The sequence below is a fragment of the Devosia sp. LC5 genome, from assembly GCF_000735585.1.
In the GTDB taxonomy this organism is placed as follows: Bacteria; Pseudomonadota; Alphaproteobacteria; order Rhizobiales; family Devosiaceae; genus Devosia.
On record NZ_JNNO01000047.1, the window covers coordinates 1 to 24,214 of the forward strand.

Below are 24,214 nucleotides of genomic sequence, written 5' to 3' on the forward strand. Positions count from 1 at the left end.
GGGCTAGGGAGGGGGTCTGCGGGCTCCAGGCACTCAGTATTGGTGGAGACTCGCAATCCCTCGGGCCGAATATCGGGGCTTTCCTCCACCCCTCCCTACCCCTCCCCATCAAGGGGAGGGTGAAGCCGGTGGGTGGGAGGGATAGCGCCCCCAAAGACTTACTTCTTGAATGGCTCGTACCAGGCGGCCAGGCCGTCGGTGATGGCCTTGCCCGCGGCTTCCGGGCTGGTTTGGTCAGCCAGCAGCTTTTGCACTTCGGCCTGCAGCAGCACCGAGCCGGAGGGCTCGCCATAGCGGAAGTGGACCAGCATCAGATAGGGGATGGAGGACTTGTTCAACTCGGCGACTTCGGCCAGCAGCGGGTTGTCGAAGGTGACGCCCGGAATGGTCGAGATATTGTTGAGGCTATTGGCGAAGGCCTGGCCGAATTCCTGGCTGGCGACGAAGTTGAGAAACTTCAGCGCGGCTTCCTTGTTGGCGCCGTTGGCATTGGCTGCGTAGCCGCCATCGTAATAGAGGCCGACCAGCTTTTCGTCCTCGGCTGTCTTGCCCGGGGCGGCAAAGACGCCCAGTTCGAGATCGGGATTCTGGGTGGCGAAGGTTGCCAGCTCATAGGAGCCGCCGGCGAACATTGCCGCCATGCCCGAGCTGAACAGCTGCTGAGCCGAGGGGTAGTCCAGCCCGATAAAGCCATCGGGGAAATACTGGGTGATGTCCTTGAGCGCGGTCAGCGCCTCGACGAAGCGGGCGTCGGTGAAGTCGGCCTTGCCGGCGATCAGATCGTCGTAGAAGCCCTTGCCCATGATGGACGCGGTCAGATCGAAGACGATGGTTTCGTTCTGCCAGGCAGTCGCGGTGCCATTGGCAAAGGGCATTAGCCCTGCGTCCTTGAGCTTTTGCGAAGCGGCAAGCAGCTCGTCCCAGGTCTGGGGTTCGGCAATGCCATTGGCGTCGAAAATGCCCTTGTTGTAGATGACCAGCTGGGTCTGGCTGGCGAAAGGCACCGCATACAGCGTCTGGTCGGAGCGCATGGTTTCGGCGGCCAGAGCCGTTGGGGCGAAATCGGCCAGGGCCGGGATGGTTTCGCTCGACAGCGGCTCGAGATAGCCGGCCGAGGCGACGTTTTCCATGCCGCCATAGGCGCGCACCATCATCAGGTCCGGGCCGGTGCCACCAGCCAGGGCGGTGGACAGGATGGTGTTGTAATTGGCCGCTTCGAAGGTTTCGAAGGTGACGGTAATGCCCGGATTGGCAGCCTCGAACGTATCGATGAACTGCTCATATTGGGCGCGGTCTTCCTGGCGCCAGCTCCAGAATGTCAGGTCCTGGGCCATGGCGGGCAGTGCGATCAGCAATGCTCCCAGGCCGGCGCCGATGCGGATTGCAGTCTTGTTCATAGTTCCCTCCTTGAATGTCGAAAAACGTCGTTCCCAAGATCGGCCGATTTAAAAGTCAAATCGCCCGATCCACTTTTACTGTCGCAAGGTTGTTTCGCGAAAAGCCGGTTTCCACCTTTTCGCACCTTGCTTTAAGTCAGCCGCCGTCCATCCGCGGCGGAAAAGAAGTGCACCTGAGCCGGATCGACCGAGATGGTCACCGCCTCGTCGGGCACGTAGAGATCGTTGGGCTCGGTGCGTATGCTGACCAGCGTGCCATCGGCGAGGCGCGCATAGACATAGGCGTTGTCGCCCAGATATTCGGCATAGACCACGCTGGCGGCAAAGCCCTCGCCGGACCCGCGCATCAGTTTGAGTGCGTCGGGCCGCACGCCGAGCTTGAAGGCGGTTTCGCCCGCGGGCGCGGCCATCGACACCGCGCCGCCATCAGCAATGCCGACCTTGCCACCCTGCGCGGTGACATCGATCAGCGCCATTTTGGGCGAGCCGATAAAGGTGGCCACAAACGTATTGGCGGGAGTTTCGAACAGTTCTCGCGGGCTGCCGACCTGTTCGATCCGGCCCAGATTCATCACCACGATCTTGTCGGCCAGGGTCATGGCTTCGACCTGGTCATGGGTGACGTAAATGGTGGTGCCGCCGATATCGCGATGCAGCTTGGCGATTTCGAGCCGCACTTCGGACCGCAGGGCGGCGTCGAGATTGCTCAGTGGCTCGTCGAGCAGGAAGACCTCGGGCTTGCGCACCAGCGCCCGGCCGATGGCGACACGCTGGCGCTGGCCGCCCGAGAGTTCGCGCGGTTTGCGCTGCAAGAGCTCGTTGAGGCGCAGCATGCGGGCGGCCTCGGCTATGCGAGCCTCGACCTCGGGCTTATCGAGCCCCATCAGGCGGGCGCCGAAGGCCATGTTCTCATAGACGTCCATATGCGGATAAAGTGCGTAGGACTGGAACACCATGGCAATGCCGCGCTTGGACGGCGGCACATCGTTCATGCGCTTTTCATTGAGGGTGAATTCGCCATCGCTGATCGGATCGAGCCCGGCGATCAGCCGCAACAGAGTGGACTTGCCGCAGCCGGAGGGGCCGACAAAGACGACGAATTCGCGGTCGCCAATATCGAGATCGATGCCATGCAAGACCTCGGTTGCCTTGAAGCGCTTTTTGATGCCGCGCAGCGACAACCGTGCCATATATCCTCACCCGGTCCCCACAAGACCACTTGAAAGCCAATTCAATACCAATATCATTCACCAGCCGGTGAAATGTGTAAAGCAAAAACCGCCGGACTATGCACAGCCGAACGGCGTTCCGACAAAAAGGTTATTCCATGAGCACCACAGAATCCGCCTCCCCGCGTTTTGCCGGCATTGAGGATTGGGGCAGCAGCGAGCTGGTGCTGGGCATCCTTGAGGGACAATTTGCCGCCATCGCCGCCGTGCAGGCCGCAGCGCCCGCTTTGGCCGAGGCGATCGACCGGGGCGCCGAGCGCCTGGCCAAGGGCGGAAGGCTGATCTATATGGGCGCGGGCACGTCGGGCCGCATCGCCACGCAGGACGCAGCCGAATTGCCCCCCACCTTCAACTGGCCCTATGAGCGCGCTCTCTCGCTGATGGCCGGCGGCTCGACCGCACTGACGCTGGCCGCCGAAGGCGCCGAGGACAGCGAAGAGCTGGCGCAGGCGGACCTCGACAAGGTGCAGGTGGGCCCCAATGACGTGGTGATTGGCCTCGCCGCCAGCGGCCGCACACCTTATGCCATTGCGGGGCTGGTGCATACGCGCAAGGCGGGGGCGCTGACCATCGGCATTTTCAACAATCCCGGCGGCAAGCTGGGCGAGGTCGCCGATATTGCCGTGCTGCTGGCAACCGGCAGCGAGTTCCTCGCGGGTTCGACCCGCATGAAGGCCGGCACGGCGCAAAAGGCGGCGCTCAACTGCATTTCGACCGGGGTGATGATCAAGCTGGGCTTTGTCTATCGCGGGTTGATGGTGGAGATGAAGCCCACCAATGTGAAGCTGGTCGACCGCGCCGCCAAGATGGTCGCGGCACTCACCGGGGCGGATTATGACACCGCACGGGAGACGCTGGATCTTGCCGATGGCAGTATCAAGCTGGCGACGGTGATGCTGGAAAAGGGCGTGGATGCGTTGGCGGCCGGCAAGGCGCTCGAGGCAGCCGGGGGGAATTTGCGGAAGGCGTTGGAATAGGGGGACCGAAGAGCGGATGGGGGGCAGCGCTGCATCAGCCCCCACAGTGTCATTCCCGCGCAAGCGGGAACCTCTGTTGGCGATGCAAGGGAAGTAAACAGAGGTTCCCGCTTGCGCGGGAATGACACCGTTGAGGGGATGGGCCAGTGAATTTTCATATCACCGATGACGCCACTGACCCAGCAATTGCCCGGATCGGCGACGAACTCGCCGCATTCAACCAGGCCGATGTCGGCCCCTCAAACCGCCGAACCCTTGCCGTGCTCCTGCGCGATGGCGACACTATCGCCGCCGGCCTATCCGGCTACACCGCCTGGGGCTGGCTCTATATCCAGTGGCTGTGGATCCATGACACCCATCGCGGCAAGGGGATTGCCGGGCAATTGCTGGCAGCGGCCGAAGCCGAGGCGGTGAACCGGGGGTGTCACGGCGCCTATATCGACACCTTCAACCCGGTGGCGTTGCGGACTTATCGCAAAGCGGGCTATGCCATATTCGGCGCGCTCGAAGACTTCCCCAAGGGTCGCACCCGTTCATTCCTCATGAAAGCATTGCCCGCATGAATACTCCCCTGAGCGGCATCGGGCTGGGCGCCGCGGGCATTGTCGTGCTGTGCAGCATGGATGCACTGGCCAAGGCGCTGGGCGCGCATTTGCCGACATTTGAAGTGGTATTCGTGCGCTTTGCCGGCGCGGCGATCTGGCTGGTGCTGTGGATCTGGTTGAGCCGCGGCGCCTGGCCCAAGCGGGCCAACCTCAAACGCCACATCATGCGCGGAGCGCTATTTTCGGTCACCGCCTTCATGTTCTTTTATGCGGTGAGCCATTTGCCGCTGGCGATTGCGGCGGCCTTGGCGATGACCGCCCCGGTTTATGTCACGGGGCTGGGCATGCTGGCTTTGCGCGAGCCGGCGCGGTTGCAGCCGGTGGTTGCACTGCTGCTGGGCGGGATCGGCTCGGCCATAATCGTGTTCGGCGGTGGGGATGCGGTGACGGGCGGCTCGGCCGATATCCTGGCCTGGGGCGCGGCGATCCTGGCGCCGCTCTGCTACGCCCTGACGCTGGTGCTGCTCAAGCATCATTCGGGCGACGAAAGCGCGGCGGCGATTACCCTGGCGCAGTCTTTGGTGGCGGCGGCGTTCACCCTGCCACTGGCGGCGAGCAACTTCGTTGTTCCCACCGGGATCGTGGCGGGCCAGGCGGTGTTGATCGGGATTTTAGGAGCCGGTGGCTTCCTGTTGCTGATCAACGGGCTCAAGCGGGTGCCGGTCTCGGTGTTTGCCGTGCTCGATTATACCGGGCTGATCTGGGCGGCGGTATTCGGCTGGCTGTTCTTTGCCGAGGTGCCGGGGTTGGAGCTCTATCTGGGCGGCGCACTGATCATTGCGGCCTGCGCGGTGGGGGCACGGACGTCGCAAAAGGTGGTGGTAGCTTAGTAAGAGTAGACCTCATGGTGAGCCTGTCGAACCACGAGGTCGTGGCACCATCCAGTCACGACCTCGTCCTTCGACAGGCTCAGGATGAGGTCTACTGAAACTTACCCTGCGAGCCGCCCACCCGCCATCGGCGCCGGCACACCCGTTGTCGTCGGGAAACTGATCGGCAAGCCACGTAAGACCCGCACGGCCAAAAACGCGAAGCATTCCGCTTCAATTGCATCGCCGCGCCAGCCGACGGTCTCGGCAGGGATCACTTCCACACCCGCCCGAGCGGGCAGCATAGCCATGATCGCCGGATTGCGCCGACCGCCACCGCAGACAATGATCCGCCTGGGGCGGCGCGGCAGCAGGTCCAGCCCCTTGCCGACAGCCGAAGTGGTGAAGGCGGTGAGCAAAGCCGCGCCGTTTTCGGCTGTTTCGCCCTTGGCCATGTCGGCGGTGAAATCGAAACGATCGAGCGACTTGGGATAGGCGGCGCGGAGATAGGGATGCTCCAACAGCTTGGCGAGACGGGCTTCGTCAACCGTGCCGGCCAATGCCAGCTTGCCATCACGGTCCATATCGCCAAGGCCGAGCGCGCCCACAAAATCGTTGATCGGGGCATTGGCGGGGCCGGTATCGAAGGCGATGACCAGGTCCTCGCCATCCCACCAAGTGATATTGGCGACGCCGCCCAGATTAAGCACCGCCGTATCGCCATTGGCCTTGAGGCCGCGCAAAAGCGCCGCGTGATAGATGGCCGAGAGCGGCGCCCCCTGCCCGCCGGCGGCCACATCGGCACTGCGGAAATCATAGGCGACCTTGGTGCCCAGCATATCCGCCATCAGCGCGCCATCGCCAAGCTGGCGGGTGGCGCCGATACGGCCGGGCTGGGGCGCGCGATGCAACACGCTTTGGCCGTGAAAGCCGACAATGCCGATATCGGCCATGCTCAGGCCCTGGGCGGTAACGAAGTCCCGCACGGCATTGGACTGCGCTTCGGTCAGCGCCTTTTCGGCCTTGGCGAAGATCGCGGGGTCCTCGGCTGCAAAGTTCCATTTGCGGGCGGTGTCAAGGGTTTCGACCAGTAATGCGCGCAGGTCCGCGCCGTAGGGGGCCAGAGTGTAACCGGCGAATTCGGAGATGGTCTCGCCGTCGGTGCGCAGCAGGGCAATGTCGATATTGCCGTCCAGCACCGTGCCGGTCATCAGCCCGATGGCCCAGATGGGTTGCATGTTCTAGTTCCCGTTGATGGCGTCGCCAACGGCGCGGCGCAGGGCGACGATGCCGCTATCGAAATGGCGCGTGGGGTGGACGCGGTTGGTCAGCAGGGTCCAGGCGCGGCCGGCAGCAAAGTCGATCCACAGGCCGGTGCCGGTAAAGCCGGTATGGCCGATGGTTTGCGGGCTGCACAGATCACCACCGGACCAGCCGGCATAGGGCTTTTCCCAGCCATGGGTGCGGTTGCCATGGATGGGTTCTCGCATGAGCGCAATGGCCTCATGCGAGGCGCCGGTGCCGTCGAGCAGGCCACGGGCGTGATCGAGGATGGAATGGACCGTGCCGAACAGGCCCGCGTGCCCCGCGCCCTCAAGAGCCGAACAATTGTCGTCATGCACTTCACCCACCAGCACGCGGTGACGCCAATAGCAGTCTTCGGTGGCGGCGGCGTCTTGCGGATTGGCAGACCAGGCAAAGCCCGGGCCGGCATCGAGCTCGCGGATCCACTTCTTGTTCAGCCGTTCGAGGACAAAGCCGAGCAGGATGAAATTGATGTCGGAATAGACCGCAGGCCCGGCGCGCCATTCGCGTTGCAGGATGAAGGTGCGCAGCAGATCCGGATCGCGGCCATAGGTATAGATGGGCTCGACCGCCGGAAACGGCGTCTGGTGGCCCAGGCACTGGCGGAAGGTAACCTGGCGTTCCCAGGCGTCGGCTTTGTAGTGCCGCAAATCGGGCAGGATGGTCGTCAGCGGCGCGTCGAGATCGATGGTCCCGGCATCGGCCAGCGCCAGAATGGCCGGGGTGGTGAACAGCACTTTGGTCAGCGAGGCCAGATCGAACCAGGTGTGTTCGGTCATGGGGCGCTCAGTGGGAAATGTCTGCGCCTTGCCGATATGGCTGACATGCTTTGTGCCATCGGCCTCGATTATGCCGAGCACACCGCCGGGAATGCGGCCGGCGGCCACAGCGGCCTCAAGCGGGGCGAAGGCGCGCTCGAAACTCAGGGATAGAGGTGGCATGCGACGTCTCCGGCAAGCGTTCCGCCCGGCGCGGCCAGCACGGGCCGCTTGGTGTGGCAGATATCCATGACCTTGGGGCAGCGGGTGTGAAAGGCACAGCCGGCAGGCGGATTGGCCGGGTCCGGCAATTCGCCCTTGAGCACGACGCGATCAACCCGGGCGACGCCGGGCCGCGGCACGGCCGAGAGCAGCGCCTGCGTATAGGGATGCTTGGGCGCAGTCATGATCGTTTCGGTCGGCCCGATCTCGACGATGCGGCCCAGATACATCACCGCAATGCGATCGCTGACATGGCGGATGACGGACAGGTCATGGCTGATGAACAGGATCGCCAGGTTCATCTTCTGGCGCAATTCGGCAATCAGATTGATGATCTGGCTCTGGATCGAGACATCGAGCGCCGACACGGCCTCGTCGGCCACCAGCAGTTTTGGCTCAAGCGCCAGAGCGCGGGCAATGGCGATGCGCTGGCGCTGGCCGCCGGAAAATTCGTGCGGATAGCGGCTGGCCGCGTCTTCGGGCAGGCCGACAATATTGAGCAATTCAGCGACGCGCTTGGCCCGCGCCTGGCGGTCGCCGACGTGATGCACCACCAGCGGTTCGGCAATGATATAGCCCACGGTATGACGGGGATTGAGCGAGCCGAAGGGGTCCTGAAAGATCACCTGCAGGTCGCGGCGCACCGCTTTCATGTCGTGGCGGCTCAGCTTGGTGAGATCGCGCCCTGCAAAATGGATAGAGCCGCCACTGGGCTCGATCAGCCGTAACAGAGTACGGCCGAGGGTGGACTTACCGCAGCCGGATTCCCCCACGACGCCCAGCACTTCGCCGGCCTCGATGCTGAGCGAGACTTCGGACACCGCACGCACGCCGCCGGGATAGGTCTTGGAGAGATTGTCGAGTTCGAGCAGGCTCATGAGGCCGGGTTCCAGCAACGGATCGAGTGAGCCTCGCCCACAAGGTCCGGCATGTCCACCGAGCAGCGCGCGACATTGGCGTGGCAGCGCGGATGGAAGGTGCAGCCATTGGGCCGTTTGCCGGGCGGCGGGACGGTGCCCGAAATGGCGGGGAGCCGCGTGCCGGGCGGGTTGGAGGCCGGAATGGTGGCCAGCAGTGCCTCGGTATAGCGGTGGCGCGGATGGGCGAAGAGTTCGTCCGCAGGCGCCTGTTCGACCACGCGCCCGCCATACATGACCGCGACCCGGTCGCAATATTGCGACACGACGCCCAGATCATGGGTGATTAAGAGGACAGCCATGCCGGTCTCGCGGCGCAGGTCATCGATGAGGTCGAGAATTTGCGCCTGTACGGTGACGTCGAGCGCCGTGGTCGGCTCGTCGGCTACCAAAAGGCTGGGGTCGCAAGCCAAAGCCATGGCAATCATCACGCGCTGGCGCTGACCGCCGGACAATTGATGGGGATAGCGGGTCATCGCGGCAGCGGGCGCGGGAATGCCGACGCGGGTCAGGAGCTCGACGGCGCGGGCATCGGCCACCTGCCGCGAGACATCGCGATGCAGCAGCACGACCTCGGAAATCTGGTCGCCCACGGTGAAGACCGGATTGAGCGAGGTCATCGGCTCCTGAAAGATCATGGCGATGCGGTCGCCGCGCAGCTTTTCCAGCGCATGTTCGTCCAGCGCCAGAATGTCCTGCCCGTCATAGCGGATGGAGCCGCCATCGATGCGCATGGGTGGCTCGGCCAAAAGCCGCATGATGGACAGCGCGGTCACCGATTTGCCGCAGCCCGATTCCCCGACCAGGCCCAGCATTTCACCGGCCCGGATCTCTAGCGACACCCCTTCGATGACCGGGCGGCCACTGGCGGAAATCCGCAAATTCTCAATAGTCAGCAGTGCCTCTGCCGGCATGGCCACTCCGCCGAAAGTCGAATGCAAATCTGCCGGAAAGACAGGGATTTACGCCGTTTCGCGCTTACTAGCGCTTGACGAGTTAGTACCATAGCGTCACAAAAGTCCAGACTGGTTTTATATTGGACTTAGATTTTAAGTACCAATCGCGTCACTCATCGCTTCCTGGAGGGAACAATGTCGTTGAGAAAGACCCTGGCCACGCTTTTGGCCACCACGCTGCTGACGGGGATGGCATCGGCGGCCACCCTGAATGTCGCGATCGATTCATCGCCGGCGGGGCTCGACCCGCATCTGATCACCGCGTTCAATTCGGTGGTGATCGTGCAGTCCAATATCTATGAGGGGCTGACCGCCATCGACAAGGATCTGGCCGTGGTGCCGGGGCTGGCCGAAAGCTGGGAGATTTCCGAGGACGGGCTGAGCTATACGTTCAAGCTGCGCAGCGGCGTCAAATTCCATGACGGTTCGGACATGGATGCCGAAGACGTCGCCGCCTCGATCCGCCGCGTGCAATCGGAGGCCGTAGCCTCCCCGCTCGCCAGTCGCGTAACCCCGATCACCGGCATTGAAGTGGTCGACCCGACCAGTATCAAGTTCACGCTGGATGCCCCCTTTGCGCCGATCCTGACCTCGCTGTCGGGCATTGCCATCGTGCCGGCCGAGGTTGAAACCAATGTCGAAGGCCTGCAGCAGACACCGATCGGCACCGGGCCCTTCAAGTTTGCCGAATGGCAGCCCAATGGCTTTATCGGGCTCACCAGGAACGAGGATTATTACCTCGATGGCCTGCCCAAGCTGGAAGGCGTCAAGTTCAATTTCGTGCCGGAATCGGCGACCCGCCAGGTGGGCGTCACCAGCGGGGAATATGACTTGCTGCCCGGCATCGATCCGGCGACGGCGCTGCAATTGCAGGGCCAGCCCAATGTCACCGTGCAGGAAACCCGCGACATCGCCTATACGCTGCTGGGCATGAATACGAGCCGCGAGCCCTTCACCAATCCCAAGGTGCGCACCGCGATCAACATGCTGCTCAATAGGCAGGAAATCATCGACGCAGCTCTGTTCGGCTCGGGCGTCCCGGCCGGTCCGCTCTCGCCCGCCCTGGTCAATTGGGCCGTCGATCCCACGACTTTTGCCTGCTACACGCAGGATGTGGAAGGAGCCAAGGCATTGCTGGCCGAGGCCGGCGTGACCACTCCGCTCCAGGTCAGCATGAATGTGCTGCCGCGCCAGGATACGCGCGACATCGCCCAGGTGGTGCAGCAGCAGCTCGCCGCTGGCGGCATCGAAGTGAGCCTCCTCACCCAGGAAATCGGCGATTTCGTCCAATCCTGGAAGAATTCGGATTTCGACACCTTCATCTCCGCCAATGGCGGCAGCCCCGATCCGGACGAATATTTCTACCGCACCTTCCGCGGTGGCGGTTCGACCAATGTGTTCAAATACGAAGACCCCGAAATCGACACCTGGCTCGACCAAGGCCGCGCCGAAACCGATCCGGCCGCCCGCAAGGCGATCTATGATCAGGTACAGGCAAAGCTGGCCTGTGACGGCCCGGCCGCCCATATCGCCTATGGCACGCTTTACACGGCCGTCGCCAACGGCGTGGACGGGTTCGAGATCTTCCCGAATGGGCGGCTGACGAGTTTGGTCAATACGACCAAGGCGGAATAGTTGATTGGGCCGGCGCCCTAGCGGCGCCGGTTTGCTTTTGCTCGATTTCCGATTGCCGTCATTGCCGGGCTTGTCCCGGCTATCCAGCGGAACCCACCCATCGCATGGATCACCGGGACAAGCCCGGTGATGACGGCGGGGGGAAGATCGAGTTCTAACAAGGTAATCTACATGGCGCAGCGCTTCTGGATCGGCCGGCTGATCGACCTTGGTGTCGTGTTGTTCGGCATTTCGATCGTCGTTTTCCTGATGATCCGCCTGATCCCGGGCGATGCCGTGACCATCATGCTGGGCGCCAATACCGAGGTGACGCCCGAGCGCGTCGCCGCCCTGCGCAGCCGGCTGGGGCTCGACCTGCCCCTGTTCCAGCAATATGGGCAATGGATCTGGGGCATATTGCAGGGTAATTTCGGCACCTCGATCTGGACCGGACGGCCGGTGCTGGACGAGATCGCCGCCAATATGTGGCCGACCATCGAATTGACGCTGCTGTCGATCCTGGTGGGCGCGGGCCTCTCCATTCCGCTGGGCGCTTTCATGGCGCAGGCGCGCGGCAATGCCTCCGAAGTTGCGGTGCGCATCGGGGCGATCGCGGGGCTGACCATACCCTCGTTCTGGCTGGGGATCGTGTCGATCTTTCTCGTGTCAAAACTGCTGCCGGGCGTGCAGGCGCTGGGCTATGTGCCGTTTACCGAGGACCCTTTGGGCAATCTGCAACGCATGGTACTGCCGGTGATCGCGCTGTCTTTGCCCATGCTGGCGAACCTGTCGCGGCTGGTGCGCTCGGCCATGCTCGATGCCTTGAGCCAGGATTATATCCGCACCGCCAAGGCCAAGGGGGCCGACCGGCGGCGCATCATCTACAAGCACGCGCTCCGCAATGCGCTGATCCCCTTCATCACCAGTGTCGGTGTTTCGGCCGGATATCTGCTGGGTGGCGCCATTGTCATCGAGCAGGTGTTTGCCATTCCGGGCCTGGGGCGGCTGGTGCTGGGGGCGATTTCCGAGCGCAATTATCCGCTGGTGCAGGCCTCCATCCTGGTGCTCACCGCCAGCTTCGTCATCGTCAATTTCCTGGTCGACCTGCTCTATGCGGTGATCGATCCCCGCGTGTCGAAATGATCCAATCCATCCGCCGCAACAAGCTCCTCTCCTTTGCCGTAGCGCTGGTGGCGCTGCAGGTTCTGGGCGCTATTTTTGCCCCCGTGCTGGGCCTGCAGGACCCTTATGCCCAAGTCATCGTGCAGCGCATGAAGGGTCCAAACCTGCTCAATTTCCTGGGCACCGACCAATTGGGCCGGGATGTGCTGTCGCGCATTGTCTATGGCTATCGTGCGTCGCTGCTGACCTGCGTCACCGCCGTGGTGCTGGCGCTGGTGCTCGGCGGCACGCTGGGCATGCTGGCGGCCTATTATGGCGGCTGGTTCGAGCGCATCGTGATGCGGCTGATGGATATCCTGTTCGCCTTCCCCATCATGCTGCTGGCCATTGCCGTCATCGCCATTCTAGGGCCAAGCGCCTGGAGCGCGGCGATTGCCATTGCCATTGTCTATGCACCGATCTTTGCCCGGCTGCTGCGCGGCCCGGCTCTGGTCATTTGCGAGAGCGAATATGTCAACGGCGCCAAGGCCATCGGTGCGTCGGATTTCCGCATCATCTTCCTGCATCTGCTGCCCAACCTGGCCTCGGTCGTGCTGGTGCAGACGAGCCTGTTGCTCTCAGCGGCAATCCTGGTCGAAGCCTCGCTGTCATTCCTCGGCCTGGGCTCGCAGCCGCCGATCCCCTCGCTGGGGCTGATGCTGTCGGAGGGGCGCAATTTCCTGTTGCTGGCGCCTTGGCCGGCGGTATTTGCGGGCTTTGCGATCCTCTTCCTGTCGTTCGGCTTCAATCTCTTAGGTGACGCATTGCGCGACACGCTCGACCCGCGCCTGCGCAAGGCGAGTTGAATTCCACTAGACCTCATGGTGAGCCTGTCGAACCACGAGGCCGTGCCCGATATTGCCACGACCTCGTCCTTTGACAAGCTCAGGATGAGGTCTACTGGGGAGCCGCCATGACGACAAAACTGGACGTCTTTGCCGAGCAGTTCGCCATTGCGGGCACATTCACCATTTCCCGCGGCTCCAAAACCATGGCCGATGTGGTGCGGGTGGCACTGACGCGCGATGGTCAGACCGGCCAGGGCGAATGCGTGCCCTATGCCCGCTATGGCGAGAGCCTGACGCAGACTATTGCGGCGATTGAAGCGCTGCGGCCGGCCATTGCTGGTGGGTTGGATCGAACAGGACTGCAAACCGCCCTGCCGCCGGGTGCGGCGCGCAATGCCATCGATTGTGCGTTCTGGGAGCTGGAGGCCAAGCTGGCTGGGCTCAGCGTTGCAGAACTGGCAGGCGTGACCGTGCCCGAGAGCATCATCACCGCCTATACGATCAGCCTCGGAACGCCTGAAACCATGGCCGCAGCGGCGCGGGCGGCGAGCGCCTATCCGCTGCTCAAGCTCAAGCTGGGTGGAGCGGGTGACCGGGAGCGGCTGGCGGCGGTGCGCGAAGCCGTGCCCCAAGCGCGGCTGGTCGTGGATGCCAATGAGGCCTGGATGCCGGACGATCTGGCGGCCAATATGCTTGCCTGTCGCGATCTGGGGATCGAGCTGGTGGAACAGCCCCTGCCCGCTGGCGACGATGCGGCACTGGCTCATGTCGAGCATCTGGTGCCGATCTGCGCCGACGAAAGCGCGCATGGGCTGGCGAGCCTGGGCGCCCTCATCGGCCGCTACGACGCGGTCAACATCAAGCTCGACAAGACCGGCGGGCTGACCGAGGCGCTGGACCTAGCGCGGGCGGCCAAGGCCAAAAATCTCAAGATCATGGTGGGCTGCATGGTCTGCACATCGCTCGCCACGGCACCGGTGGCCTTGCTGGCCGGGCAAGCCGATTGGTGCGATCTGGATGGTCCGCTGCTCCTCGCGGCGGACCGGCCTGACGGGTTCCGGTTTGACGATGGGGTGATGCGGGCCGGCGGGATTTGGGGCTAAGGGGGTACCCCGATCTCACCTATAACTTCGCCCTAAAGCCCGTGCTTCTCCAACGTCGCCTCATATTCGTCGCGCACTTCCTCCGGGTCGCGGCCAGAGTGCCAGGCGGCGTCGATCCTTGCCTTCAGCGCCGGATCGAGCGCGGCGAATTTGGCTTCCCAGTCTTCGCCTTCGTGGATCCAATAGGCGACCAACTCGTACCGCTCGGCAGGCAGGCCCAGTTCCTTGCGGGCATATTTGCGGATGGCGCGGACAGCCTTTTGTTCGCCCGCCACCCAGAGATAGCCGGGCGCCCTGGGCATGGGCACGGCGCGCACCACGTCTTCGAGCCGGCTGGGCGCCACGCCATTGCCGCTGCCATGCAGCCAGGTCACCGTCGCCTTGGGGTGGCGCGGCAGGTCCAATTCATGGCTGCCCTCCGCCACTTCGATAAAGGCGCGGGTTTCGATATGGGCCGGCGTCTGCTCCAATAGCCGCGACAGCGCCGGCAGGCCGGTCGCATCGGAAACCAGCAATTGCCAGGCCGTATCGGCGGGCGGGGCATAGAGTCCGCGCGGATTGTTGATGGTGATCACCTCGCCCACTCGGGCGCGCTGCGCCCACTCGCTGGCGAGCCCGCCTTCGTGGATGACGAAATCGATATCGATCTGGCCCTTGGCTGCATCTTGGCGGCGGATGGTGTAGGTCGAACAGCGGATGGCGTCCTGCCCGTCGGGATAGGTCCAGCGGCCATCCTCGCTGATCTGGGGCAGATGCAGCTTGCCGGTCTTTTCGTTAGGAAAGAACAGGCGCAGATATTCGTCGCCAATGCCGGTGGTTTTCCAATCGGCGAGGCCCGGCCCGCCAAAGGTCAGCCGCAGCATGCCCGGCGAGAGCACCTGGCGGCCGACAAGCCTAGCCTCATGAAACATCCTGGTCATCGCGCACCCCTTGTATCGTCGAGTACGGGTGCTACATATTATGACTTGAACCGTCAAGTTAGTGCTGTGCCAGGATCTGTTTGGTAATGGCGGCGCATTGCAGACCAATGCCCGGCACAGGCCTGGCGCCTATTCGCCAGCGGCTGGCATTTCGCTGGCCAGCGGCGCGCGATTGACGCCGCGATGGGTAGTCTTGGCCCATTCGAACGGGCTTTTGGCCAGGGCGTAGAGCGCCCGTATGGTTGCCCAGGCCACGAGCAGCCAATAGAGCGGCAGGCTCAATTGACTGGCCAGCAGGGCAAACCGGCGCTGGCGGACCAGGCCCGCCATATTGACGATGATCGCCGATCCGGAGCCGATACCCAGCGTCAACAGGCACGCCCAGGACCACAGCCCACCGCTGTCCAGCAGCGGTTCGCCCACCATCAGCCGCGCCAGCAGCAACAGGATCAGCGCGCTATGCAGCAGCGGCGCCAGGATCATGCCGAGCACCAGCACCTCAAAGGCCAGCATGCGGCGCCAGCCGATATCGGCGAGCAATTGCAGCGGGCGGCGATTATGCACGATCAGCGTCTGCATCCAGCCCTTGATCCAGCGGGTGCGCTGTCCCATCCAGGTAGCCAGTGCGACCGGGGCTTCCTCCAGCGTGGCCAGGGCGATCACGTCCACACGATGACCGCGCCGGGCCAGCCGCACGCCCAGATCGGCATCTTCGGTAACGTTGAACGCGTCCCATCCGCCAATCGCGCGCAGGGTGGCCAGCCGGAAGTGATTGGAGGTGCCGCCCAGGGGCGCCACCAGTCCCCACTTGGTCAAAGCCGGAAGCATCACGGTGAACAGGCCCGCATATTCGGCGGCAAACATGCCGGCCAGCCAGTTCTCCCCGCCATTATCGATTACCAACTGGGCCTGGATGCATTCGATATCCGGCGCATCGGCAAAGCGCTGTGCCACCTGCCAGAGCTGGTCTGGCTCGGGCGTGTCCTCGGCATCGTAGACCACTACAAACTCGCCCTGGCACAGTGGCAGGGCAAAATCGAGCGCCTTGGGCTTGGTGCGCGGCAAGGCGTCGGGCACGGCCAGCAGCGAAAAGCGCGGATCGCCCAGCTGTTGCCGCACCGCCTCGAGCGTTGCTGCCGAGCAATCCTCGACGACGAATTTGATGTCGAGCTTTTCCGGCGGATAGCGCAAGGCTCCCAGCGCGCGGAACAATTGGGGCACCATATGGGCCTCGTCGCGCAGCGGCACCAGCACGCTATAGATGGGCAATTCGGCCGGATCGGGTGGTTCCTTGGCGGATGGCCGGGGCGGATTGGGTATGCTGAGCGCGGCGATGCGAATAACAGCGGGACCAAGCAGCAGCAGCGCCCAGACCGGCAGGAGCAGGACCTGACCGGAATGCGGCGCGAGCAGCACCACGCAGAACAGCGCCAGCGTCAGCCCGACAAAGATATTGCGCGCGGGCACGGTCAGTTCCAGTTGCGCTGCGGCATAGGGCCAGCGCCGGGCCAGGGTTTGCCTGGCGGCATCGACCAAAGCCGGCGCCGCTGCGCGCACGAGATAGTCGCGCAGCGCGCTTTCGGGCACGAGACAGAGCCGCCGGGCCAGATCGGGATTGTCGAGCCGGCGGGCCTGCAACCGCAGCAAGCCAAAGAAATCGGGGGCGCTGAAGGCGATTTCCGTATCGAACAGGATCGCCCGGAACATTCTGACTTCACCCAGGGCCTCGAGCCGGGTTGGCGTGGTCTGGCCGCGCAAATGGTTGGGCACATTGTCGTAAAAGGCGAAGCCGGCCCAGCGCGCCGCGCGTTCCATGACGAGGGCCTCCCCGATCCCCAGGCTAGCGGCGCAATAGCGCAGCGGATCGACCTCGCGTTCCAGCGCCGCCTCAAGCACGCGCTGCGCGGCGGCGGCATCGGGACAATGCTCTGCCAGAACGGCCTGGATCAGGCTTTGGGCGGGCGACATATGCTCAGATCATCTGGGCTGCCACCCATGATCCAAGCGTCTTCGTCGCGCGCATGTCCTGCTGGTCGCGTCCACCTGGCACAGCCCCCTTTGCCCGGTCTATCCGCATAAATACTGACTACAATTTAGCGAGTGTGCAAGTCGTGAAATCTGTCCAAGTCATTGTCAGTCCAGAAATAAATGTCTTCTGCTTGAGTAAAGCGTTTTACTTGCGCGAGCCGGAAGCGAACATCGAGCGCGCCCTTCAGCTTTCAGAAGGACAATAGCCGGAAGGATCACACCGAACCTGGCGCTCCATCGTCCCCTCGCCCCTCAGGGGAGAGGGCCAGGGTGAGGGGTGCGATGCTGGGACACCACTCCCGTTGCAGCATCGCACCCCTCACCCGCCGGCTTCGCCGTCGACCTCTCCCCTGAGGGGCGAGGTGAGGCCCGGCATATGCGATTAGCCCCTGAGGGGGAGCAGATGTTGGCTCCCCAGCTCAGTGCTTAGTCCCGAACTGGTTCGGGTTGAAGTGATAGGCGGTCGAGCAGAATTCGCAGACCACTTCGATTTCGCCGTCGACCGCCATTTCCTCGCGGTCTTCGGGCGTGAAGCTGGTCGCCAGCATGTCCTCGATGCGGTCGGCCGAGCAAGTGCAGCGCTCGACCATGGGCAGGGGCGAAAACACCCGCACGCCGGTCTCGTGATACAGCCGGAACAGCAGCCGCTCGGGCGACAGGTCGGGGTCGGCCAGTTCGACATCTTCGAGCGTAGTCAAAAGCGCCCTGGCCTCGCTCCAGCCGTCGGATTCCTCGAAATCGGGATCGGCAGTTGCCGGATTGTCGAAATTGCCGTCGCCGGGAAGGTCCGCCATCCTGGACAGGCCATGCTCGGGCAGGTGCTGGATCAGGACGCCCCCGGCCCGCCAATGGGGGCGGTGGTCACCCTTTTGCTGGAATTCGGCCACCGCGATCCGCACCATGGTGGGGATCTGCTCGGATTGCATGAAATAGGTATGGGCCACTTCCTCGAGCGAGTTGCCCTCGAGCGCGACAATGCCCTGATAGCGTTCGGTATGCGGCCCCTGGTCGATGGTCATGGCCAGATGCCCCTTGCCGAGCAGGTCGGCGGGGCGGGTCTTGCCCTCTTCGGCAGCCTTGACCAGTGCATCGTGATCAAAGCGCGCATAGCCGCGCAGCCCGTCGGGGGCGTCGAAATCGACCACGATCAGGTTGACCGGCCCATCGGTCTGGGTCTGCATGATGAAACGCCCCTCGAATTTGAGGGACGAGCCGATCAGCCCGGCCAGCACCACGGCTTCGCCGAGCAGGCGCGCCACGGGGGCCGGATAGTTATGGCGGCTGAGGATGGTGTCGAGCGCATCGCCCAGGCGAACGGCGCGGCCGCGTGTGTCGAGCTTGTCGAGGGTGAACGGCACGACGGCATCATCGCCAGTTTCCGGCCGGTCGAGCCCCAGGGCAGTCATCAGGTTCTCGGTCATTGCAGTCGAATCCGTCGTCATTCTTTTGGCTTTCGTGAGGCTAAACCCTCAAGGCGAAACGTTCTAGCGCATCACGCACAACAACAGTGTCTTCCCAGCGAGCGGGAACCTCCATTCCGTTCAAGCAAACGGAGATCCCCATTTTCGCGGGGACGACACGGCGGTTGATGGCACCGCAACTGCGATGAGCTTCTGGTTGGGACGAGCCGAAAATGGTGGTCTTCGAGAACCGGAGCGGAGCGTACATAAGTACGTGAGCACCGGAAGCGCAGAAGACCGCCATTTGCAGGCCGTCCCGATCAGAAGATCGAAGCAGTTTAGTTGGTTTCGACCCCGAAGGCCCAGCACAATATGGCTTTTTGCGCGTGCAGGCGGTTTTCGGCTTCGTCCCACACCACCGACTGGGGACCATCGATCACCTCGTCGGTCACTTCGTCCCCGCGATGAGCGGGCAGGTCGTGCATGAAAAGAGCGTTTTTGTCCGCCAGCGCCATCAAATTGGTGTTGACCTGGTACGGTTTCAAGACCCGGCGGCGTTCGGCCACGTCCACGTCGCCCATCGACACCCAGGTATCGGTGATGACCAGGTCCGCGCCTTCGACGGCCTCGCGCGGGTCTTCGATCAGTTTCACATAGTCGCCGGCCCGGCGGATATCCTGCATCAGGTCCTTTTCCGGGCTATATTCATCCGGCACGGCAATGGTCAAATGGCACTCGAACAGCTCGGCCGCATTCACCCAGGAATGCAGCACATTGTTGCTGTCACCCACCCAGGCGACCTTGGCGCCCTTGATCGGCCCGCGATGCTCTTCAAAGGTCATCAGATCGGCCATGATCTGGCAGGGATGGGCGCGGCGCGTCAGGCCGTTGATCACCGGCACGGTGGCCGCCTCGGCCAGGTCCAGCAGATCGGCGTGGGAGAGGATGCGGATCATGATCGCATCGACATAGCGGCTGAGCACCTTGGCGGTGTCGGAGAGGGTTTCCTCGCGGCTCAGCTGCATTTCCTGGCCGGAGAGCATGATGGTCTCCCCGCCCAATTGGCGCATGCCCACATCGAAGGAGACGCGGGTGCGGGTCGATTGGCGCTCGAAAATCATCGCCAGGACCTTGTCCTTGAGCAATTGCGGCCGGTCGCCTTCCTTGAGGCGTCCCTTCAGTGAGGTGGCGGCATCGAGCATGCCGCGCAGTTCGGCATAGGTGAAATCGTCGATCGAGAGAAAATGGTTTGGTGTGCCGGTCGTCGTCATGGGCCGGGTTTCCTTATGTGACGCTGATATGGTCGGCAAAGTGCCGCGGGTCTGCTGCTCCTCCGCTCAGGGAGGAGGGAACAGGCCGCGTCGTCGGCGTCCATAATGCCACAATGTGGAGGTCATGTTACCCCACCGCCGGAACCGACGCCGTTTCGGCCTCGATGGCATCGAAAGCAGCGGCGATCTTCTCGACCGCTTCGATAATGTCGGCCTCGGTGACGATGAGCGGGGGCAAGAGCCGCAGCACATTGTCGCCGGCGCCGATGACCAGCATCTGGTGATCGTCACGCAGTCGGGACACGAAATCGCGCACTGGCGGAGTGATCTTGATGCCCGCGAGCAGTCCCTTGCCGCGCAGTTCGAGTACGTAATCGGGATAGCGCTGCGCCAATTGCTGCAGATGCCAGGCCAGTTTCTGGCCCATCTGGTTGACATGGTCGATAAAGCCGGGCGCGAGAATCCGGTCGAGCACGGCATTGCCCATGGCCGAGGCCAGCGGATTGCCACCATAGGTCGAGCCATGCGTGCCGGGCACCATGGAGGAAGCGACATCGCCCTTGGCCAGGCACGCGCCGAGCGGGAAGCCGCCGCCAATGGCCTTGGCCACCGCCACGATATCGGGGGTGATGCCGCTCCACTCATAGGCAAAAAACCGCCCGGTCCGGCCATAGCCGCACTGCACTTCGTCGAGCACGAGCAGCATGTCGTTCTCGTCGCACAGCTTGCGCAGGCCCTGCATGAATTCGGAAGTCATGGCGGTAACGCCGCCCTCCCCCTGCACCGGCTCGATCAGGATGGCGCAGCTCTGCGGGCTGATCAGCGCCTTGACGCTGTCCAGATCTCCCGGCCTGGCATGCTTGAAACCGGGCGCGGCGGGGCCGAAGCCCTCCAGATAATCGGGATTGCCGCCGGCGGCGATGGTGCCCAGCGTGCGGCCATGGAACGAGCCGGTAAAGGCGATGATCTCGTAGCGATCCGGCTGGCCCTTGGCCCAGAAATAATGCCGCGCCGTCTTGATGGCGCATTCGATGGCCTCGGCGCCCGAATTGGTGAAAAACACCGAGTCGGCAAAGCTCGCCTCGACCAGCCGCTGGCCCAGCCGTTCCTGCTCGGGAATGGTAAAGGTATTGGCCGTGTGCCAGACCTTTTCGGCCGCTGCTTTCAGCGCCGTGACCAGATGGGCATCGCCATGGCCCAGGGCATTGACGGCCACGCCAGAATGGAAATCGAGATAGGATCGGCCATGCTGGTCATACAGGCGCATGCCTTCGCCCCGCTCGAAAGCGAGTTCGGACCGGGCATAGGTGCCGTAGAGCGCAGACATATGGTCATTCCTTCTGGTGCAAGCGCGATTAAGAGGGGCCGTGGCATTCGCGCCACAAAAATCAAAAACGCGCTCGTTGCGCAGCGCGTTTATACGTCAGAGTTAGGCCATTTTTGCCAGATAAGTCAACGTTCCAGGCCCAAGTGCCTGATTTGACTCAATGATCGTTAAGGCAATTTTAACCAGTGAATATTCGGGGATATCCTTCCCTGACTCTTGATCCTGATTCCGCCGATAGCGTAGTCTAACATTCGTTGGGGACACGATATCTCGTGTGGCGGACCCGCCTAACATACGACCGCTAGAGTTTACGGCTGCCAAGATCCAACTTGGCAGCACAATGAAGGATTCTGTTTTGACGATGGATTCAGGAGCACAAGCGGCGGGCTGGACTGACGAGCGCGTCGAAACTTTGAAGAAGCTCTGGATGGAAGGCCTGTCGGCCAGCCAGATTGCCGGGGAACTCGGCCAGGGCGTTACCCGCAATGCGGTTATCGGCAAGGTGCACCGCCTTAAACTTTCGGCCCGCGCCAAGCCCACCAATACCGCGCCACGCGCCCGTCCGGCGCCGCGCCCGGCCCCCCGCCGGGTGTCCGGCCCTTCGGCCAGCCTCTCCTCCGGCAGTGGCGGCTCCAGCATGATGGGCGGCGCCGCCAAGGCCCGGATGAGCATGCCGCGCCCGCAGACCATGGGCGCCACCGCTCTGGCGGCGAGCCCCGAGATCGAGACCAATCTTTATGTCGCACCGGCTGCGGCCGAGCTGTTCATTCCCGAAGACAAAAGGCTGAACCTGCTGCAGCTCACCGAGAGCACCTGCAAGTGGCCGATCGGCGACCCGCTGACCAAGGACTTTTACTTCTGCGGCCAGCATAGCCTGGAAAGCGGCCCCTATTGCGAATTCCACTCGCGCCGCGCCTATCACCAGGTCGACAAGAAGCGCCGCTAGGCTGCGAAAAATAGCTGGACATGACAAGAGGGCGCCGGCGGCGCCCTTTTTGTTTGGGGTGCGCGGGGTGCAGCAATTCACAACCCGGCTCACCCACCCACGGTGTCATTCCCGCGAAAGCGGGAACCTCTGTTGGGATGCAAGAAAGTAAACGGAGGTTCCCGCTTTCGCGGGAATGACACTGTGGCGAAGATCGGCACCTACGCGTTATCGTAGGAATGGGGTGCCCCTAGGGCAGCAACACATCCACCCGCATCCCCTCGCCCACCTTGCTGCGAATGACCAGCTGCCCGCGGTGGCGGTTGACGATGTGCTTGACGATGGCCAGCCCCAGGCCCGTGCCCTTTTTCTTGCGGCTGATATCGGCGTCCATGCGGTAGAAGCGCTCGGTGAGGCGGGGCACATATTCCGGCGCCACACCCGGCCCATGATCGACCACCGTTACCATATGCTGGAAGCCCGGACGACCCGCAGGCGCCAGGCTGACTTCGATGGTCTTGCCATCGGCGCCATATTTGATGGCATTGTCGAGCAGGTTTTCGAACACTTCGTAGAGCTGGGAGCGATCGCCGGTGGTAATGGCGGTGCCCGCGGGCAGGCTGAGTACGATATCGAGCTCGGCCGCCTTGGCCTGGGTCATCAGGCCCTCGCGCACTTCGCGCAACAGGCCGGCCAGATCGATGGAGCCGGTGGGGCGCACATGCTGGTGCATTTCGATGCGCGAGAGGCTCAGCAGATCGTCGATCAGCTTGCTCATGCGTTCGGCCTGGCCGCGCATGATGCCGAGGAATTTTTCGCGCGCCGCCGCATCCTTGGCAGCCGGGCCCAAAAGAGTATCGATAAAGCCCAGCAACGAGGCCAGGGGCGTGCGCAATTCGTGGCTGGCATTGGCGATGAAATCGCTGCGCAGCGCATCGACCCGCTTGAGCTCGGTCAGGCTCTGCATGGTCACCACCAATTGGCGGCCTTCGTCGGCGAACCAGTCGGCGCCTTCGCGGCGCAGCGGGGCGACGATGACCTTGTCCCAGGTTTCGGACGGCAGGGTTTCATGCAGCTCGATGGTACGCGTGGTGCCGCTGCGGATCACCGCGTCGATCGCCTGCACCAGTTCGGGATTGCGCAGCGAGAAGGTAATGGGGTTGCCCGGCAGCACATTGGTATATTGGCGTCGCGCGGCCGCATTGGCATGGACAACCACGGCGCGCCGGTCGAGCACGAAGCAGGGATCGGTCAGCGCATCGGCAAAGGCGGTGATGGGGATCTGCTCATTTGCCACCATCAAGGACATGACGGGGGCCGGCGCGGTCTGGGTCACCGTCACCAGGCCCGCGGGCAGCAGGGCCATGGCGGCAACAATGGCCAGAAAGGCGATGATAGCGGGCAATACGGGCAGAAAGCCGAACAGCACCAGCGCAAAAAACACCCCGAAAATTCCGGCCAACAGGCTCGATTGCGCGGCCAGCCGCGCCAGTATCTGGGTGAGGGCAGAAGCAGGCGGCGATGCGGTCGGTTGGTCCATGTTACGCCAATGTCGAATCAAGGGTTTCCATCGTGGCCCTTGCACTCAAGGGCGGCTTCATAGCACGTTCGGGATGACAACGGAGCGACAACCATGAGCGATCCCTTCGAGGGCTTCGATATTGAAGATCCAAACCTGCCCAAGGCCATTGAAAAACACGCCATGCGTTCGGGTGGCTACCCTTATGAGGATAAGCTGGACAACAAGATTTACGAAGCGGAGATGTACGCGCTGCAAAAGCAGCTGGTGCTGCTGCAGGCCCATCTGGCGGCCAGCGGCGAACGCGTCATGCTGGTATTTGAAGGGCGCGACGCGGCCGGCAAGGGCGGCACGATCAAGCGGTATCTGGAAAATCTCAACCCGCGCTACAATCTGATCGCGGCGCTGCCCAAGCCCAACGACCGGGAGCGGACGCAGTGGTATTTCCAGCGCTATGTCGATTGGCTGCCGGCGGCGGGCGAGACGGTGCTGTTCGACCGTTCCTGGTATAACCGGGCCGGGGTGGAGCCGGTAATGGGCTTCTGCACGCCCGAGCAGACCGAGGCATTTCTGGACGAAGCGCCCGAATTTGAAAAGCGCATCACCAAGGACGGCATTCACCTGTTCAAATTCTGGCTGTCGATCGGCCGGGAAATGCAGCTCAAGCGGTTCCACGACCGCCGCCATGACCCGCTCAAGGTGTGGAAGCTCTCGCCCATCGATCTGGAGGCCCTGGGCAAGTGGGATGCCTATTCGGCGGCACGCGACGTGATGCTCGAGCGCACCGACAGCAAGCACGCTCCCTGGACGGTGATCCGCGCCAATGACAAAAAGCGGGGAAGGCTCAACGTGATCCGCACCGTGCTCGATGCTTTGGACTATCAAGGCAAAAGCCCCAAGGCGATCGGGGAAATCGATCCCAAGATCAGGTTGAGTGCGGATGCGTTTTTGAAGCTGAAGAAGAGTGAGTGAAAACTCTAGCC

At 63.0% G+C, this 24,214-nt stretch carries 21 protein-coding genes; 9 read left to right on the forward strand and 12 right to left on the reverse strand.

Features of this window, described 5'->3' with window-relative positions; translation table 11 throughout:
• Positions 1-158: 158 nt before the first annotated feature.
• Both FF80_RS19995 and FF80_RS20000 read right to left on the reverse strand, forming a co-directional pair.
• Entirely contained in the window at positions 159-1,397 is a 1,239-nt protein-coding gene (locus tag FF80_RS19995; protein WP_035103642.1) for an extracellular solute-binding protein, read from the reverse strand.
• Positions 1,398-1,528: 131 nt separating this feature from the next.
• Complete coding sequence (locus tag FF80_RS20000; protein WP_035103643.1) at positions 1,529-2,587, reverse strand: ABC transporter ATP-binding protein; 1,059 nt, start codon at positions 2,585-2,587, stop codon at positions 1,529-1,531.
• A gap of 137 nt (positions 2,588-2,724) precedes the next feature.
• Between FF80_RS20000 and FF80_RS20005 the strand changes: the two genes are divergently transcribed.
• The 3 genes from FF80_RS20005 to FF80_RS20015 all read left to right on the forward strand — a co-directional run bounded on the left by FF80_RS20005 (position 2,725) and on the right by FF80_RS20015 (position 5,038).
• Positions 2,725-3,603, forward strand: coding sequence for an N-acetylmuramic acid 6-phosphate etherase (locus FF80_RS20005; protein WP_035103646.1), 879 nt, complete (start codon positions 2,725-2,727; stop codon positions 3,601-3,603).
• Positions 3,604-3,749: 146 nt separating this feature from the next.
• The gene (locus tag FF80_RS20010) at positions 3,750-4,166 is read left to right on the forward strand and encodes a GNAT family N-acetyltransferase (RefSeq protein WP_052153801.1); all 417 of its coding nucleotides are present in this window, start codon (positions 3,750-3,752) and stop codon (positions 4,164-4,166) included.
• Positions 4,163-5,038: a DMT family transporter gene (locus FF80_RS20015; protein WP_035103648.1), complete on the forward strand. Its 876-nt coding sequence runs from the start codon at positions 4,163-4,165 to the stop codon at positions 5,036-5,038. The genes FF80_RS20010 and FF80_RS20015 overlap by 4 nt, the downstream gene beginning before the upstream one ends.
• A gap of 101 nt (positions 5,039-5,139) precedes the next feature.
• On the opposite strand, the gene FF80_RS20020 is transcribed toward FF80_RS20015, so the two are convergent.
• Genes FF80_RS20020 through FF80_RS20035 form a run of 4 tightly spaced genes read right to left on the reverse strand, consistent with a single transcriptional unit; the run spans position 5,140 to position 9,133 of the window.
• Complete coding sequence (locus FF80_RS20020) at positions 5,140-6,255, reverse strand: anhydro-N-acetylmuramic acid kinase (protein ID WP_035103649.1); 1,116 nt, start codon at positions 6,253-6,255, stop codon at positions 5,140-5,142.
• A 3-nt stretch (positions 6,256-6,258) separates the two neighbouring features.
• Positions 6,259-7,263 (reverse strand): serine hydrolase, encoded by a 1,005-nt coding sequence (locus tag FF80_RS20025; RefSeq protein ID WP_035103650.1) that lies wholly within the window; start codon positions 7,261-7,263, stop codon positions 6,259-6,261.
• Positions 7,245-8,180 carry an oligopeptide/dipeptide ABC transporter ATP-binding protein gene (locus FF80_RS20030; protein ID WP_035103651.1) on the reverse strand — a complete coding sequence of 312 codons (936 nt, stop codon included), beginning with the start codon at positions 8,178-8,180 and terminating at the stop codon, positions 7,245-7,247. The genes FF80_RS20025 and FF80_RS20030 overlap by 19 nt, the downstream gene beginning before the upstream one ends.
• Positions 8,177-9,133, reverse strand: a complete 957-nt coding sequence (locus FF80_RS20035; protein WP_035103653.1) for an ABC transporter ATP-binding protein — start codon at positions 9,131-9,133, stop codon at positions 8,177-8,179. Before FF80_RS20035 ends, FF80_RS20030 begins: the two co-directional genes overlap by 4 nt.
• A 177-nt stretch (positions 9,134-9,310) precedes the next feature.
• Between FF80_RS20035 and FF80_RS20040 the strand changes: the two genes are divergently transcribed.
• The 4 genes from FF80_RS20040 to dgcA all read left to right on the forward strand — a co-directional run bounded on the left by FF80_RS20040 (position 9,311) and on the right by dgcA (position 13,841).
• On the forward strand, positions 9,311-10,810 hold the full coding sequence (locus FF80_RS20040) for an ABC transporter substrate-binding protein (RefSeq protein ID WP_035103654.1): 1,500 nt from the start codon (positions 9,311-9,313) through the stop codon (positions 10,808-10,810).
• A 171-nt stretch (positions 10,811-10,981) separates the two neighbouring features.
• Complete coding sequence (locus FF80_RS20045) at positions 10,982-11,932, forward strand: ABC transporter permease (protein ID WP_035103655.1); 951 nt, start codon at positions 10,982-10,984, stop codon at positions 11,930-11,932.
• Entirely contained in the window at positions 11,929-12,756 is an 828-nt protein-coding gene (locus FF80_RS20050; RefSeq protein ID WP_035103656.1) for an ABC transporter permease, read from the forward strand. Before FF80_RS20045 ends, FF80_RS20050 begins: the two co-directional genes overlap by 4 nt.
• 107 nt (positions 12,757-12,863) lie before the next feature.
• Positions 12,864-13,841 carry an N-acetyl-D-Glu racemase DgcA gene (gene dgcA, locus FF80_RS20055; protein ID WP_035103657.1) on the forward strand — a complete coding sequence of 326 codons (978 nt, stop codon included), beginning with the start codon at positions 12,864-12,866 and terminating at the stop codon, positions 13,839-13,841.
• Positions 13,842-13,873: 32 nt separating this feature from the next.
• Here the strand turns inward: dgcA and FF80_RS20060 are convergent, their stop codons facing one another.
• The 5 genes from FF80_RS20060 to FF80_RS20080 form a co-directional block, all read right to left on the reverse strand.
• Positions 13,874-14,761, reverse strand: a complete 888-nt coding sequence (locus FF80_RS20060; protein WP_035103658.1) for a siderophore-interacting protein — start codon at positions 14,759-14,761, stop codon at positions 13,874-13,876.
• A gap of 129 nt (positions 14,762-14,890) precedes the next feature.
• Positions 14,891-16,729, reverse strand: a complete 1,839-nt coding sequence (locus FF80_RS20065; protein WP_052153802.1) for a glycosyltransferase — start codon at positions 16,727-16,729, stop codon at positions 14,891-14,893.
• Positions 16,730-17,208: 479 nt separating this feature from the next.
• On the reverse strand, positions 17,209-18,210 hold the full coding sequence (locus FF80_RS20070) for an Hsp33 family molecular chaperone (protein ID WP_081917589.1): 1,002 nt from the start codon (positions 18,208-18,210) through the stop codon (positions 17,209-17,211).
• Positions 18,211-18,527: 317 nt separating this feature from the next.
• Positions 18,528-19,460, reverse strand: a complete 933-nt coding sequence (gene argF, locus FF80_RS20075) for an ornithine carbamoyltransferase (RefSeq protein WP_035103660.1) — start codon at positions 19,458-19,460, stop codon at positions 18,528-18,530.
• 127 nt (positions 19,461-19,587) lie between these two features.
• Entirely contained in the window at positions 19,588-20,787 is a 1,200-nt protein-coding gene (locus FF80_RS20080; protein ID WP_035103661.1) for an aspartate aminotransferase family protein, read from the reverse strand.
• 361 nt (positions 20,788-21,148) lie between these two features.
• Here FF80_RS20080 and FF80_RS20085 point away from each other — a divergent pair, with 361 nt between their 5' ends.
• Positions 21,149-21,733: a GcrA family cell cycle regulator gene (locus FF80_RS20085; protein WP_035103836.1), complete on the forward strand. Its 585-nt coding sequence runs from the start codon at positions 21,149-21,151 to the stop codon at positions 21,731-21,733.
• A 229-nt stretch (positions 21,734-21,962) separates the two neighbouring features.
• Here the strand turns inward: FF80_RS20085 and FF80_RS20090 are convergent, their stop codons facing one another.
• Positions 21,963-23,252 (reverse strand): ATP-binding protein, encoded by a 1,290-nt coding sequence (locus tag FF80_RS20090; protein WP_244445843.1) that lies wholly within the window; start codon positions 23,250-23,252, stop codon positions 21,963-21,965.
• Positions 23,253-23,345: 93 nt separating this feature from the next.
• On the opposite strand from FF80_RS20090, the gene ppk2 reads away from it, so the two are divergent.
• Entirely contained in the window at positions 23,346-24,203 is an 858-nt protein-coding gene (gene ppk2 / locus FF80_RS20095) for a polyphosphate kinase 2 (RefSeq protein ID WP_035103662.1), read from the forward strand.
• Positions 24,204-24,214 lie beyond the last annotated feature (11 nt).